General features: G+C 52.2%; 14 protein-coding genes and 1 other RNA gene. 12 read left to right on the forward strand and 3 right to left on the reverse strand.

The genetic code is table 11. From position 1 onward, the window contains the following. The first annotated feature begins 38 nt into the window (after nt 1-38). From smpB to HCU74_RS17020, 3 genes are read left to right on the forward strand one after another with little or no spacing between them, the layout of a single operon-like run. A complete protein-coding gene (gene smpB, locus HCU74_RS17010; protein ID WP_168451607.1) occupies nt 39-518 on the forward strand; it encodes an SsrA-binding protein SmpB in 480 nt (159 codons plus the stop codon). 19 nt (nt 519-537) lie between these two features. Continuing rightward, on the forward strand, nt 538-1,035 hold the full coding sequence (locus tag HCU74_RS17015) for a SixA phosphatase family protein (protein ID WP_168451608.1): 498 nt from the start codon (nt 538-540) through the stop codon (nt 1,033-1,035). Nucleotides 1,036-1,059: 24 nt separating this feature from the next. Further along, entirely contained in the window at nt 1,060-1,686 is a 627-nt protein-coding gene (locus HCU74_RS17020) for a class I SAM-dependent methyltransferase (RefSeq protein ID WP_168451609.1), read from the forward strand. Here the strand turns inward: HCU74_RS17020 and ppk1 are convergent. Continuing rightward, nucleotides 1,683-3,818, reverse strand: coding sequence for a polyphosphate kinase 1 (gene ppk1 / locus HCU74_RS17025; RefSeq protein ID WP_168451610.1), 2,136 nt, complete (start codon nt 3,816-3,818; stop codon nt 1,683-1,685). The two genes, HCU74_RS17020 and ppk1, sit on opposite strands and share 4 nt — an antisense overlap. Before the next feature lie 151 nt (nt 3,819-3,969). Between ppk1 and HCU74_RS17030 the strand changes: the two genes are divergently transcribed. The 5 genes from HCU74_RS17030 to HCU74_RS17050 all read left to right on the forward strand — a co-directional run bounded on the left by HCU74_RS17030 (nt 3,970) and on the right by HCU74_RS17050 (nt 8,187). Continuing rightward, a complete protein-coding gene (locus tag HCU74_RS17030) occupies nt 3,970-5,463 on the forward strand; it encodes a Ppx/GppA phosphatase family protein (protein ID WP_168451611.1) in 1,494 nt (497 codons plus the stop codon). A 71-nt stretch (nt 5,464-5,534) separates the two neighbouring features. Continuing rightward, nucleotides 5,535-5,893: a transfer-messenger RNA gene (gene ssrA / locus HCU74_RS17035) on the forward strand. Between the two features lie 92 nt (nt 5,894-5,985). Continuing rightward, on the forward strand, nt 5,986-7,581 hold the full coding sequence (locus tag HCU74_RS17040; protein ID WP_168451612.1) for a replication endonuclease: 1,596 nt from the start codon (nt 5,986-5,988) through the stop codon (nt 7,579-7,581). 59 nt (nt 7,582-7,640) lie between these two features. After that, nucleotides 7,641-7,895 (forward strand): hypothetical protein, encoded by a 255-nt coding sequence (locus HCU74_RS17045; RefSeq protein WP_168451613.1) that lies wholly within the window; start codon nt 7,641-7,643, stop codon nt 7,893-7,895. Continuing rightward, nucleotides 7,885-8,187: a hypothetical protein gene (locus HCU74_RS17050; RefSeq protein WP_168451614.1), complete on the forward strand. Its 303-nt coding sequence runs from the start codon at nt 7,885-7,887 to the stop codon at nt 8,185-8,187. The genes HCU74_RS17045 and HCU74_RS17050 overlap by 11 nt, the downstream gene beginning before the upstream one ends. Nucleotides 8,188-8,197: 10 nt before the next feature. On the opposite strand, the gene brnA is transcribed toward HCU74_RS17050, so the two are convergent. Beyond that, nucleotides 8,198-8,437: a type II toxin-antitoxin system BrnA family antitoxin gene (brnA, locus tag HCU74_RS17055; protein ID WP_168451615.1), complete on the reverse strand. Its 240-nt coding sequence runs from the start codon at nt 8,435-8,437 to the stop codon at nt 8,198-8,200. Continuing rightward, entirely contained in the window at nt 8,434-9,441 is a 1,008-nt protein-coding gene (locus HCU74_RS17060; protein ID WP_168451616.1) for a hypothetical protein, read from the reverse strand. The genes brnA and HCU74_RS17060 overlap by 4 nt, the downstream gene beginning before the upstream one ends. Before the next feature lie 136 nt (nt 9,442-9,577). Between HCU74_RS17060 and HCU74_RS17065 the strand changes: the two genes are divergently transcribed. From HCU74_RS17065 to HCU74_RS17080, 4 genes are all read left to right on the forward strand, one after another. Then, nucleotides 9,578-9,760, forward strand: a complete 183-nt coding sequence (locus tag HCU74_RS17065) for an excisionase (RefSeq protein WP_168451617.1) — start codon at nt 9,578-9,580, stop codon at nt 9,758-9,760. After that, a complete protein-coding gene (locus HCU74_RS17070) occupies nt 9,736-10,818 on the forward strand; it encodes a site-specific integrase (protein ID WP_168451618.1) in 1,083 nt (360 codons plus the stop codon). Before HCU74_RS17065 ends, HCU74_RS17070 begins: the two co-directional genes overlap by 25 nt. Further along, a complete protein-coding gene (gene gapS1 / locus HCU74_RS17075) occupies nt 10,808-12,319 on the forward strand; it encodes a GapS1 family protein (RefSeq protein WP_428480346.1) in 1,512 nt (503 codons plus the stop codon). The genes HCU74_RS17070 and gapS1 overlap by 11 nt, the downstream gene beginning before the upstream one ends. A 278-nt stretch (nt 12,320-12,597) precedes the next feature. Next, on the forward strand, nt 12,598-13,551 hold the full coding sequence (locus HCU74_RS17080; RefSeq protein ID WP_168451620.1) for an ABC-three component system protein: 954 nt from the start codon (nt 12,598-12,600) through the stop codon (nt 13,549-13,551). The last annotated feature ends 24 nt before the right edge of the window (nt 13,552-13,575 follow it).

Here is a 13,575-nt window from a genome sequence, read left to right on the forward strand (position 1 = left end):
GCATAGGTTTTGCCAGCAAGTCACTCTATAATCGCCCCATGAGTAAAAAGAATGCCAAAAACAGCAGCTCCACTATTGCCCAAAACAAGCGGGCGCGCCACGACTACCACCTGACTGAAAAGTTTGAGGCGGGCTTGGCCCTGCAAGGTTGGGAGGTCAAAAGTCTGCGCGAGAGCAAAGTGCAGATTACCGACACCTATGTTTTCCTGAAGGATGGCGAAGCCTTCCTGATCGGCGGTCACATCACGCCCCTACCCACCGCCTCGACCCATTTTGTCACCGACCCGACCCGCACTCGGAAACTGCTGTTGCACAAGCGGCAGCTCGACACCCTTACCGAAGCGGTGCAGCAAAAGGGCTACACCTGCGTGTGTACGGCCCTGTACTGGAAAAAGCACCTGATAAAAGCTGAAATAGCACTGGCCAAGGGCAAGAAAGAACACGACAAGCGGGAAACCGAGAAGAACCGCGACTGGGATAGGCAAAAGCAGCGTATTCTTCGTCAACACAATACCTGACCATGCCGATATCACGCCGATGAAAACCCTCTATTTGCTGCGCCATGCCAAATCCAGCTGGGACGACGACCAGGCTCGGGACGTTGACCGCCCACTGAACCGCCGCGGCAAACGCGACTGCGGCTTGGTCGCCAGAGAGTTACAGCGCAGCAAACGCGCCGTGCAGCATGTGTATTGCAGCACAGCCAAGCGCACCCGTGCGACGCTCAAACATATTGCCAGTGAGTGCGACTGCTTTGACGGTGCCGACATTCACTACGATGACCGGCTGTACACCTTCGACATGCAAGAACTGCTGAACTGGCTGAAGGACCTGGATAACAGCCTCGCCCATGTCATGATTATCGGCCACAGCCCCGCCCTCGGTGAACTCTGCAATTACCTGTATGAGGGACAGATCGACCACTTCGGCACCTGTACCTTTGCGGAACTGGAAATCAAGGTCGAGTTCTGGGATCAGCTACGTACCGACAGCGCCAAACTCGTCGACATTATTCGCCCCAAACAGCTACGCTAATTGGCACAAGGAAGCCCCACCGGCATGAGCAGCGATAACGACGTCCTTAAGAACATCCGCATCGTCCACGACATTTTTATCCTGAAAAAACAGCACAAACTGATACGGCGAATGCAGCGCGCCCTCGCCGAACCGGAAATCCACGGATATCAGGTGTGGGGCTCTTCATTCCTGATTATGGATTACCTGCTGCAACACCCGCCGAAGTCCCGAAGCAAGATCACCGAAATTGGTTGCGGCTGGGGTATTTTAAGCATTTTTTGTGCACAGCAGTTCGGAGCGCGCATGACCGCACTGGACGCCGACGAACACGTTTTTCCCTATCTTGACGCCCACGCCCTGCTCAACGATGTCGAGATCACCACTCGGGTCGCGAAGTATCAGGAGTTGACGACAAAGGATCTCAAGGGACACAAAATGGTACTGGGCGGCGACATTTGCTTCTGGCCGAAACTGGTCGCACCCTTGTTCACTGCGATTGAAACCGCACTGGAAGCCGGTGTTGAAAAAATTATTATCGCCGACCCCGGCCGGCCCACCTTCCACAAACTGGCTCGCAAGTGCCAGAAGCACTTCAACGCGGAACTGCTTGACTGGAAGGTCAGCACCCCAAAAACCATCAGCGGCGAGCTGCTGGTTGTGCAACGCTAAGCCTTTTTCTTGTGGCGTTTTTTCCCTGACTTGAGTTCAACGTTGGGCCTGTAGTCCAGCTTGGCGAGGCGCGGCATCTTTCCTGTGCTCAGGTACTTGTGAATAAGTATCTGGGAGCGGATTTTCACTTTGCTCTTTTTGCGGGGCCGAAAACTATTGGTGTGGCTGGCGTCGATAATCCTCGCCTTCACATTGTCGGCCCACTGAATATCCAGAATATCCTGCAAGGTCTCCTGCAGTTTCGGGTCGTAAATCGGGCAGGTCACCTCAACCCTGAAGTCGATATTGCGGGTCATCAGATCCGCCGACGAAATAAAGTACTCCGGCTTACCCCCGTTACGGAACACATAGACCCGCGGGTGCTCGAGAAAGCCATCTACAATACTGATCGCCTCAATATTTTCACTCAGCCCCTTCACCCCTGGCACCAGCGAGCACATACCGCGCACAATAAGGCGCACCGGCACACCGCTCTGACTGGCCTCATACAACTTATCGACGAGCTCGCGATCCACCAAATTATTGCACTTGAGGGTGATACCGCACTCCTCCCCCGCTCTGGCATTGGCAATTTCCCGCTCTACCCGGCCAATAATTCTCTCGCGACTGTTCAGCGGCGACACCGCCAAGTGATTGAAATCATGGCGCTTGTAGGTAAAGGCGATAAAATCAAAGACCTTGGCCACCTCGTCACCGATGCGCTGGTCATAGGTGAGCAGACTGAAATCGGTGTACACCGAGGCGGTTTTCTCGTTGAAATTACCGGTGCCGACATGGCTGTAGTATCGCTGCACACTGCCTTCCTGTCGGCTGATGGAAATCAGTTTGCTGTGCACCTTCAGCCCCGGCACGCCGAGGATGACATTCACCCCACCGTCGGTGAGGCGCTGCGACAGGGCGATGTTAGCCTCCTCGTCGAAGCGTGCCTGCAGCTCCACCACCACCGTGACTTCTTTATGGTTGGCCACCGCGTTCAACAGAGCATCTACTACATGGGAGTTCGAGGCCACTCGATACAGACTGATGCGAATGCTTTTCACCGCGGGATCGATTGCCGCGGTTTTCAGCAGATCCGTCAGGTAATCGAAATTGTGGTAGGGGTAGAACAACAGAATATCCTGCTCGCGCATACAACTGAGAATATTTTCGGCGCGATCGATAACCGGAATCGGAATTTTCGGCAGCGGCTTCATATCCAGGTAGGCGGGCCCAAGATTGGGGAAGCGCATGAAGTCCTTGGAGTTGTGGTAGCGGCCTCCGGGAATCATCGAGTCGAGCCGGCCCAGCCCCAGGCGCTTGACCAAATACTCCAGCAGGTCATTGGGCATCTGCGCGTCATACACGAAACGCACCGGGTCTCCCTTGCGGCGCCGCTTAAGACTTTGCATCATTTTTTCAACGAAGGTCTGGGTGACCTCCTCGCCCAATTCCAGCTCGGCGTCGCGGGTGAGCTTGATGGTGTAGGCCTCGGCGCTATCCAGCGGAAAAATCCCGCGAAACACCAAGGGCAGGCACACCCGGATAATATTCTCCAGGGCGATAAGCACCTTGCCCTGCTTGCCCTTGCGGCCGGGAATGCGCACAAAACGGTCGATGCGGTTGGTGGGAATCTCCAGCAGAGCAAACCGCACCTGTTCCTGGTAACTGAGCTTGATCGCCAGATAAATCGAAGCGTCGTTCAACTCGGGAATCGGGTTGCTGTCGTCGAGGATAATCGGCACCAGCTCCTGCTGGATGTGGCTGTGAAAATAACGCCGCGCATAGTCCAGCTGGGATTCATCCAGCTGCTTTTCGTTAATCACATAGATTTTTCGCCGCCCCAGCTCCTTGAGATTGGCCCGGTACACCGCATCAAAGCGCTGCTGTAACTTCAGCACCTTGGCGCGAATCTGCTCGAGAAGTAACTTGTACTCCTCCTGTTTCGAGGGCGCCGAAAACGCCGCCAGCCGTCGCACATCGGCAACACGAACCCGGAAAAACTCGTCCAGATTGTTGGAGAATATCCCCAGATAGCGGATGCGCTGAATAATGGGCACGTTCGGGTCCTCCGCCTCCTGAAGTACCCGCTCGTTGAAGGACAGCCAGCTCAACTCCTTGGCTATCCACGTCTGTTCAACGACCTCTTCGCCCATCCTCTCATTCCTTCGTTAGCTGCGACCGCAAGACTGCGGAGAATCGTATACATATAGTATGTCACTTTCGTGACATCAATAAGCCCGCCAGCAGGTGTCGCTTTTGCCATATTCAGCAATTACACTCCAAGCAACGGAGGATTTTTACCCTATGGCACAAAACAGCGAGTCCTACGCCGCGCTCGATCTCGGCTCCAACAGCTTCCATCTGCTGATCGCCAGTTTTCAAGACGACAAACTACGTATTATCGACCGACATAAAGACATGGTGCGCCTCGCCGCCGGTCTCAACGACGACGGCTACCTGAGCGAGGCCGCCCAACAGCGCGGTCTCGACAGCCTGGCCAAAATCGCCAACCGCCTTCGCGGCGTGCCTCGCGAACAAATTCGAATAGTGGGCACAAACACCCTGCGCGCCGCCAGAAACGCCCGGGAATTTATGGCCAAGGCCGAGGCCCTGCTCGGCGCTCCCATCAACATTATTTCCGGCACAGAAGAAGCGCGCCTGGTCTACCTCGGTGTCGCCAACGACCTGGCCATCGACGATAAAAAGCGCCTGGTGATCGACATTGGCGGCGGCTCCACCGAACTGGTCGCGGGCCTGCACAGCCCACGGCTGCTGGAAAGCCTCGGCATGGGCTGCGTGAGCTTCAGTATGCGCTACTTTCCCGACGGTAGCCTCAGCGAAAAAGCCTTCAAGCGTGCGGTAAACGCCGCCCGGCAGCTGGTCGCCCCCCATGTTGAGCAATTCAAAGGGCACTGGCAGGAGGTTGTCGGCTCCTCAGGCACCAATCGCAGCATCAGCAAAATTCTGGGGGAGCTCAATCTCTGTGATAGCGGCCACATCACCCGCGACGGCATGGAAGCCCTGAAACAGGCCCTGCTCAGCGCCGACAACATCAAAGCCGCCAATATCAAGGGCCTCAGCGACGACCGCCGCGACGTGTTTGCCGGGGGCTTTGCCGTGCTCTACGCACTGTTTCTCGAAATGGAGTTCACCGAACTACACACCTCTACCTACGCTACCCGCGAAGGCATTGTCTACGACCTTGCCGGGCGGCTTCACCACCGCGACAAGCGCGAAGAAACCATCCGCCAACTCAGCGAACAGTACCGCATCGACACCGCCCAGGGCGAACGCGTCGCCGCGCTGTGTGTAAACTGGCTTCCCAGTATTGCCGACAGCATCAACAGCAGCTACCAGGAAGCGGAAAAACTCCTGCGCTGGGCGGCGCAACTCCATGAACTCGGCCTGGCCATCGCCCACGGCGGCTTTCACAAACACGGCGCCTACATCCTCAGCAACGCCGACATGCCCGGGTTTTCCCGCCAGGAACAGGCCCGCCTCAGCGCCCTGGTACTCAACCACCGCCGCAAACCCAAGCCCGGCGAAAGCACCGGCGCCCACCCTGACTGGCTGCTGATCTGCCTGCTACGCCTCGCCTGCATCTTTTACCGACGACGACAAAACATCAAACTCGACAAACATATCAAACTGACCAGTCCCAACCCCCAGCTACTGGAGCTGCACATTCCCGACAGCTGGCTCGACAACAACCCCCTCAGCGCCGCTGACCTGCAAGACGAAGCCGACATACTCAAGAAAACCCTGGATATCGAACTTCGCATCACCGCCACCGTCTAAGCTTTCACCAAAGCGTCATCATTACTAGTTAGCCACACCGCAAAGTGGTAGGATGACGCCTTAGAGAACTTGGGGCCGTTTTGGATTCGACGCCGGTTACAAGACTCTGTGGTGCATGCCGTGAGGACAGCGAATCACGTTAATCCAAAGCTGTATTTGATATAGTTGCCAACGACGACAACTACGCTCTAGCGGCCTAAACCCCGTTAGCGGTTGCTACCGGATGCTTGTAAACGGGACGCAACCGTCAGATAGAACAAGCTAGCGGTGACGTTTGTCTGAGACCGATCCGCGAAACCTTTAATCAGAATCGCCAATTACGTCCTGCCCGTCGGGCTGTATGCGGCTAAATCAATTGACGGATTCTAAGCATGTAGAGCCCTGAGTGGCGGACTGGCGGACGGGGGTTCAATTCCCCCCGGCTCCACCAAACACGGGTCTCACCGAGACCCACTCTTACCCAGAAATACCCACGCAAAACAGACACTTACCGGAAACCCACAAGGTTCCCGGTTCGTCTCTGTGGGTGCTCGTGGGCGTGGAAAATGCCACCAATTTGACACAACTACGGCACAAGGGCCGTTTGCCCTTACCCACACGTCGGTCACCCGTATTCGTCAATTGCTCGAAGAGAGCGACTACCAAGGCGCCCTAAGCCGACTCCACTACGGCGTAAATACCGCCTACCTCCACGATTTTGACCTTTCACTATCTGATAGCGGCGTTCGGCATTTCGCCGAAGACCTTGCCACCAAAACACGGGTCATCCGCGCCCGGCTAGCACTGCGCCCTTGGCTAACACCCATCGTATTAAGCCAGCTCGCCGCACGCTATCAGATCGAAATTCCCAGTGACGAGCGCCACTACAAGATAGAACACAACAAAATGGGCACCGCAGCATGGTGGATCACCCGTCTGCGCCACCTGCAGCGCACCCATCTGGACACCGTTCACCGCGACCTCAATTTGGTAAGTAAGCGCCGAGCTATCTACACCAGCAATACTGCCGTCATGCTATTTGCTGACGCCCAACAGCGCGCTGAACACTATCTGGACAACACCGAATTAGAGAACGGCGCTGGCAAGCGCCTCTCACTTCGGGAAATCGCGGAACACAGCCTTAGCAATCCCGCCGTACGGAATGCCGAGTTCATGGTACGCATAAAGGGCTTTGAGCAAGTAAGCCAGCTCTACAGCCATGTTGCCCAGTTCTTTACCCTGACCTGCCCATCGCGATTCCACCCCACCCTACACACTGGGGAGCCGAACCAAAACTTTGACGGCAGCACGGTTCGCGATGCACAGCGCTGGCTCCAAGAGTGCTGGGAGCTGATCCGGGCCAAACTCCACCGCTGCGGCATTCGCCCCTACGGCTTCCGCATTGTCGAACCGCACCACGACGGCACCCCTCACTGGCACCTACTGCTGTTTACCCCTGCGGATGACGCCAAACAACTAGATCAACATATTCGCCGCTACATGCTCAGAGAAGGCGGCAAAGGTGCAGACAAACACCGAGTTAAAACGGAAGTCATCGACCCTAGGAAAGGCTCTGCGGTGGGCTATATCGCAAAATACGTGTCAAAAAATATCGACGGCAAGCACTTGGACACCGATCTAGAGGGCAAACCCGCCAGCGAGGCATCAAAGCGAATCACCGCTTGGGCGCGTACTTGGAAGATTCGGCAGTTCCAACAAATCGGTGGGCCTAGTGTGCAGGTGTGGCGTGAACTCCGCCGAATTAGACCGGGCAATCCAGGTGCTTCAGCGGTCGAGCAAGCGCGTTGCGCTGCCGACGCTGGCGACTGGGCAGCATTCGTCATTGCTATGGGCGGCGTCAATTTACCTCGCCGCGAGCGGCCGATTTCACCCTACCGCGAACACCGCGAAATTATCGACTTTTCCACCGGCGAGGTACTGCCGGACGACACCGCGTGGCACGGCGGCAAGAAAGCTCCCCGGACATTGGGCTTGCAAACACCAAAGCAGGTGATCGTTACACGGACCGAGCAGTGGACCGCGATCAAAACTGGCGGCTCGCGACGCAAGGTGGCCCCGCAGGGGCCGCCTGAGGAGGGAGCATTCAGGCGCGCAGCGCCGTCACTTGGACCTGTGTAAATAACTGTACGAACGTCAAACCCACAACCCGAAAACAACGAAGAATAGGAAACCAACCCATGATCGACCTGATCGGATTTGAGGATGGCTACACCCTTGAAGAGGCCACCGCGCTAATCAATTTACATGTACTGCGCAAGAAACAGCTCGTCCCGACTGAAAACGCCAACCTGCAAGACCTCGGCTATATCTGCGGCGTTATTCATATCAACGACGAAATCGAGATCATTGCCAAATTCCCCGACGTGCTAATTCAACTGCCGAAACACAAAGTTGAAGAGCTACTACACATCCTGCCAGACGATGATATCTGAACATGAGCTATACACCGTCTACGACCTGTTCTTTCTGAACAATGGAAAGTTCGGTTTCTACATGATCAATGCCCTGCCCCGAAGCTATGTCCAGGTCATGGACTACGGGCGTAGCTCGTCATGGGGCTGGGTCAGTTGTCCACCACTACCGCCAACAGACATAAAGGCTCGCTTTCGCGGATTGGCCTTTCTGGTAGACCGCTATGCCTTTGGCACTCACGAGTTGATCGCCAAAGGCCTGCTGGTCTACGACACCACCCGAGGCTGGGCACGCTACCAGCCTGATTTTTAACAATTGAGACTCAGTGCTGGCTTGATGCGCTTTTATCCAATCGCTCGGCCAGCCAGACCTTGATAACGGACTGACGGGTAACGCCCAATCGAGCAGCTTCCTTGTCGAGGGAATCAAGCATCCACTCGGGGAAGTCCACATTAACGCGGCGTGTGGCTTGGTTTCGACGACGAGCCGTCGACAAATCGATGTCATCGATAACATCAGCGTCGTTGTCATCAAATTTCTTGTCAAATTCCTTAGCTTTCATACGTCGCGACCTCGATAGTAGCCGTTCGTGCGAAGCGGCACACCACGTTTTGATATGTGATCAAAGGAATAAAGATGTTCGCTCCGCGAGCGGGAACACTGCCCCACCATGCGGCCACGAAACTCCCGCTTCCCGGACACAACCGCCATATTGCCACCGCAAACAGGACATTCTGCCTCATACTTCACCAAACGGATTTGGCGCAGAGGCAACCCATTGTCCTGCGCGCCGACTTCCCTCAGCTCCAACTGCACATCAACATCGTTCAATCTCAGCATCCAGTCCGGTGCCCTGACAATCGACCTCTCGACCACATCGATCAGCGGCTTAAACAACCAAAGCAGTATAGCCGCCGCCGACCCCACCAATACATGCCATAGCAAAAGCTGCCCACCGATAATTGCAAGCAGAAACACCGCCAACGGGGCACAAAACAGCGTGACCATACCGCCAACAAATAGGCTTCGTCGCCAACCCGACAGCGTAAGCTCTGCAAAAGGCTTGGCCCACGGCAGAAATTTGGGTAACTGCCGGACCGAGTAAACTGCTATGCCAGGATCACTTTTTGGCTCAGACGACGATTCAGCATCATCCGATTCGGGGATACGGACCAGCTTTAGCTGATAGTACTTGCGAGGATCACCGGGCTTTGAAATGACCTCAACATCCAGTTCTTCCCGGTATCCTTTCTTCCGTAGCCGCTTCCTTAACGATGGTTTGTGTTCCGCCAGAATTTCCGACATCCGGGCATAGTTGGTGCGCACGTATTTACCCGCCGTATCTGAACTGTCTTCACCCAGCGGTATACCTTTGAGATCCGCATTCAAGTCGGTTGCGGGAAAGTAGGCCTCCTCGACAGGAATCCCGTTGGTCAAATATTCAGACGTTCGGCGGTAGATCGCGGAAAACAACTCCACCGGCTTCAAGTTAATCAGGTCGGATTCCGTGACCCATGACTGCATTTCCTGGCCCACAGCCAGTAATTGATCGGCATCCTGCAACACCCCAGCCACCTCGATAACTCCTTGTATTTAATAAATATCTCACCCACACATCCGTCGACTGTGGGGTTTGTGTCGTTCTCACCGGCGGTTTTTCCGGCAACCATCAGCACCAATCTACACCAACGGAGAACCCGAAATGAACAAGTACGTCACGATCAAAAAATTTGCCGAAGCCAGCGGCTATTCGGAAGACGCAATCCGTGCAAAGACCAAGAACGGCACATGGCAATTCCGCAAGCAGTTCACCAAAGGCCCCGATGGCCGAATCATGATCAACGTAGAGGAGGTCAACAAATGGCTCGAAAATACCGCGGCGTAACCGTCAGAGGCGCTGAGAGCATCCAAATCACATTCACCTATCAAGGGAAGCGCTGCCGGGAAGTGCTGCGCATCCTCCCAACAGAGTCCAATTTACGCTATGCGAATAACCGCCGCTTTGAAGTGCTGTCCAAAATTGAGCGTGGCACCTTCGACTATGCCACCGAGTTTCCGGAAAGCCGAAGCGCCATCGCCAAGGCCTCCAAAACCGGGTGCCATATTACGGTTGGCGAAGCCATGAACCGATGGTTGATCTCCTGCCAGAAGCGCTGTGCCTACAGCACCGTGCGCGGCTATACCTCAGCAGTGCGTCACTACCTCGAACCCCGCTGGGGCCACTACACCCTGGACGACATGAACCGGCAGGACATCGAAGACTGGATCAATACCCTGTCGGTATCGGCCAAGCGCATCAACAACACCCTAATTCCTCTGCGGCAAGTCATGGAGCAAGCCTATATGGATGGCACTATCAACCAGAACCCTATGGCACGAATAAAAAACCTGAAGGTCAGAGCCCGTGAACCCGAACCGTTTACGCTGGACGAGATTGATCGTATCCTGTCGGTACTCGACGGCCCAGCCAAAAACGCCGTGCAATTCGGCTTTTGGACAGGGCTTCGCACCTCGGAGCTGCTGGCCCTGAAGTGGGAAAACGTCTCAATCGACGATGGATACGCCATCATCAAGGAAGCACTGGTTCATGGACGACTTAAAGAACCCAAAACAACGGCAGGGAAGCGGAAAATCCAGCTTCACGAAAAGGCTATTCAAGCCCTTATCGCTCAGCACAATATCAAAGGCAGCTGTGAATTCGTCTTTACCGACCCGAAATCTGGGGAGCGGTGGGATTCTGACCAGCCTTTTCGCAAGCGAGTGTGGATACCAGCTATCGGGGCAGCCGGAGTGAAGTACCGGGAGTGTTACCAGATGCGACACACGTTTGCGTCGCAGATGTTGAGTGACAATAGGAACCCACTTTGGCTGGCTTCACAAATGGGGCACTCTGATTGGGGCATGATTCGAAAAGTTTATGGTCGATGGATAGATGCGAACTGATTCGGAAATACAAAATACGTACTATAGGAATTTCAAAACAATAAGAAACAAGTTCCGCAAGTTCGAACCGACAGACCTAATTGTTAGAATTCTTGACTACGCGAACCGGGAGCAGACAAATTTTGACAACTGCAGAAAGCGCAGACCTTGGGTATGCTTGCTATTAGTAAAATGGATAATAATGGATGAGCAGTTCCACCACAGCTCTCGACCAAACGCAACCGACAAGCAGCTAACGGAAATCCTAAGACTCACTGGCAACCTTGAGTCCAATAACCGAATGCCTGATGAATATGACGTTAGCCATCATTTTTTTCGGAAGTATATTCACCAGCAGTTTATTTATCAGAAACCACTATCATTCCAAGAAATTGGAAGGCAATTTATTCTCTTTGGCGATATAGAAGAAAACCACAAGATAAGAATTAAGTTTCAAAAAAAACACAACATTGATATAAACCATTTTTTAATGTTATCGCTAGCAACAGCCGTAAACTTTCACAACTCCACATCACTAAATGTAAACAATCACTGGTACTCCAGTTTATCGCCAGCGCTCACCAAAAACCTTCCGGACTTTTTTAACTCCACCTCAAAAACAATAACCAAATTAAGAGACAGTTTGACTGAGACACAACCCGCACAGAGAAGGGCTTCCGAATTCTATGAACATACGCCTCTAATTAATACTCCGTTTTTGCTATTGAACAATTCATACTGGATTCCGCATCGTCAAATATTTTTCCGTGGAATAGAGAACTTCATATACAACACCCTATCTGAAGACTCACTCGAGGAATTCAATTCCTTGTTTACCAAAAAGTTTGAGCAGCATGTCGAAAGTATAATTTCTTCACTAAATCTACCATACGCAACAGAAAAGCAGCTTCTACAAAGAAAGAGATCAGGAAAAGTTGTGGACTTTCTAATTAGCGACGAATCGAACAACGCAAGAATTTCCGTTGAAGCAAAGTGTGTCTCTGCCTCAAACAACTTAATGCTAAATGACGGCAGCATGGAAATACTGAGAGCAACTAAAGCCAACATAGCCAAAGCAACCAAGCAATGCATTGAATTCAACAATTGGCTCAACAAAAACCATGATACAAAACCTAAGAATCCACACAGAGATTTCGCAATAATTATCACCTACGGAGAACTTCAAGTAATAAATGCAGAGCACTTTTCCTATTTAACAAATGAAATGCTTTCTAAATCTCTTAGAGAAAAATACGGCGATGACATTGAACTAGAACGCATTTTTTTCGCGTCCATAGGTGAATTCGAGGCCCTAGTCAAATGTCACATTGAAGGAATATCACCAATTAGCGAAACACTGGCCAGAATATTAGAGAGTCAGAAAAACGCAAATGCTGGCAATAAGAGAATGGCTATAGGCCAATATCTATTCGAATGGGAAATGGATCAAGGCAGCCACCCAATTATCGTTGACCGCTTCTCAAAAGAAGTAGAGAATCTGAGGGCACACATGAAATGTTGAATAAGCTTATCAATGACACTGATTGGCCACAATTTATCATAACAGATTGATTCCACTATGATTTACGAAGGTTCAATTCCCCCCGGCTCCACCAACACCAAAACCCCAACAAATTGATTTTGTTGGGGTTTTTTAATTTTTAGGCTCAACAAATATACCGCGTGACTACAAAAAGACCACACAGGGCATTCGAAGCCCCAACGGTCATCTCGCAATTTAATACTACCTATGTTCAAATCGACACCAAGAATAAAATGACGCTCAAGGAATGAGACCTGATGAAAAAGTACGCGTATGAAGACATGGGGGAAGACCAATTTGAATCTCTTGTGGTCAATATTTGTACTGACCTTTTCGGGCTCGGTGTCCAGGCGTTTGCTAAAGGCCCCGATGGCGGTCGTGATGCAAAATTTGTTGGTACTAGCGCGCAATTTCCAAGCACAGCGTCACCTTGGAAAGGAACTACTATAATTCAAGCCAAACATACCAACGGTATAAACAAGAGTTTTGGTGATAACGACTTTTTTAGCCCAACTTCGACTGGGTCTGTTATCCATAAAGAGATTCCACGAATCCAAAACCTTAAGAAGAGTAAAAAGCTAGACAATTACATTATTTTTTCTAATAGGCGATACCCAGCGGGCGCGGGCGAGAAAATTTGTGACTTCATCTCTAGCCAGTGCGGAATTTCTAAGGCTTCGATATTTCTTGTCGGTCTTGAACAACTTGATAGCTGGTTAAAGAAGTTCCCCTCTGCTGCAGAAAATGCGAACCTCAATCCAATCGATGCGCCATTAATTGTTAGTCCTGATGATCTATCAGATGTCGTCGCAGCACTTGCCAACCATGATTTTAAGTCCATAGCAGGGTCACAACCGCCAACAGAACGAATCCCCTATGCGACAAAAAACAAAATTAACATGATGTCAGAACCATTTGCGAAGGTCTTGCGCAATAGGTACCTAAAAGACACACCGATTATCGATTCATTTTTGAATGCACCAGAAAACGATATTCTACGGAGGCAGTACGAAGAAGTAGTCGAGGAGTTTGAGCTAAAAATCATCGCAAAAAGAACTGAGTTCCAGAAATTTGATGATGTTTACAATTACATTATTGACCTACTTTTTAGTCGCGACCCCGTATTAAGCAAAAATCGACCACTGACAAGATCTATGCTTTTCTATATGTACTGGTGTTGTGACATAGGATCAGAAGATGCTACAGCCTAGCAAGCATTCACATCCTGACAAAAC

The organism is Spongiibacter thalassae (assembly GCF_012272835.1).
GTDB classification, from domain to species: domain Bacteria; phylum Pseudomonadota; class Gammaproteobacteria; order Pseudomonadales; family Spongiibacteraceae; genus Spongiibacter; species Spongiibacter thalassae.

Excerpts from the sequence above, each read along its gene's own strand:
- smpB (WP_168451607.1), top strand. The coding sequence starts at position 39 with ATGAGTAAAAAGAATGCCAAAAACAGCAGCTCCACTATTGCCCAAAAC.
- HCU74_RS17015 (WP_168451608.1), top strand. The coding sequence starts at position 538 with ATGAAAACCCTCTATTTGCTGCGCCATGCCAAATCCAGCTGGGACGAC.
- HCU74_RS17020 (WP_168451609.1), top strand. The coding sequence starts at position 1,060 with ATGAGCAGCGATAACGACGTCCTTAAGAACATCCGCATCGTCCACGAC.
- ppk1 (WP_168451610.1), bottom strand. The coding sequence starts at position 3,818 with ATGGGCGAAGAGGTCGTTGAACAGACGTGGATAGCCAAGGAGTTGAGC.
- HCU74_RS17030 (WP_168451611.1), top strand. The coding sequence starts at position 3,970 with ATGGCACAAAACAGCGAGTCCTACGCCGCGCTCGATCTCGGCTCCAAC.
- HCU74_RS17045 (WP_168451613.1), top strand. The coding sequence starts at position 7,641 with ATGATCGACCTGATCGGATTTGAGGATGGCTACACCCTTGAAGAGGCC.
- HCU74_RS17050 (WP_168451614.1), top strand. The coding sequence starts at position 7,885 with ATGATATCTGAACATGAGCTATACACCGTCTACGACCTGTTCTTTCTG.
- brnA (WP_168451615.1), bottom strand. The coding sequence starts at position 8,437 with ATGAAAGCTAAGGAATTTGACAAGAAATTTGATGACAACGACGCTGAT.
- HCU74_RS17065 (WP_168451617.1), top strand. The coding sequence starts at position 9,578 with ATGAACAAGTACGTCACGATCAAAAAATTTGCCGAAGCCAGCGGCTAT.
- HCU74_RS17070 (WP_168451618.1), top strand. The coding sequence starts at position 9,736 with ATGGCTCGAAAATACCGCGGCGTAACCGTCAGAGGCGCTGAGAGCATC.
- gapS1 (WP_428480346.1), top strand. The coding sequence starts at position 10,808 with ATGCGAACTGATTCGGAAATACAAAATACGTACTATAGGAATTTCAAA.
- HCU74_RS17080 (WP_168451620.1), top strand. The coding sequence starts at position 12,598 with ATGAAAAAGTACGCGTATGAAGACATGGGGGAAGACCAATTTGAATCT.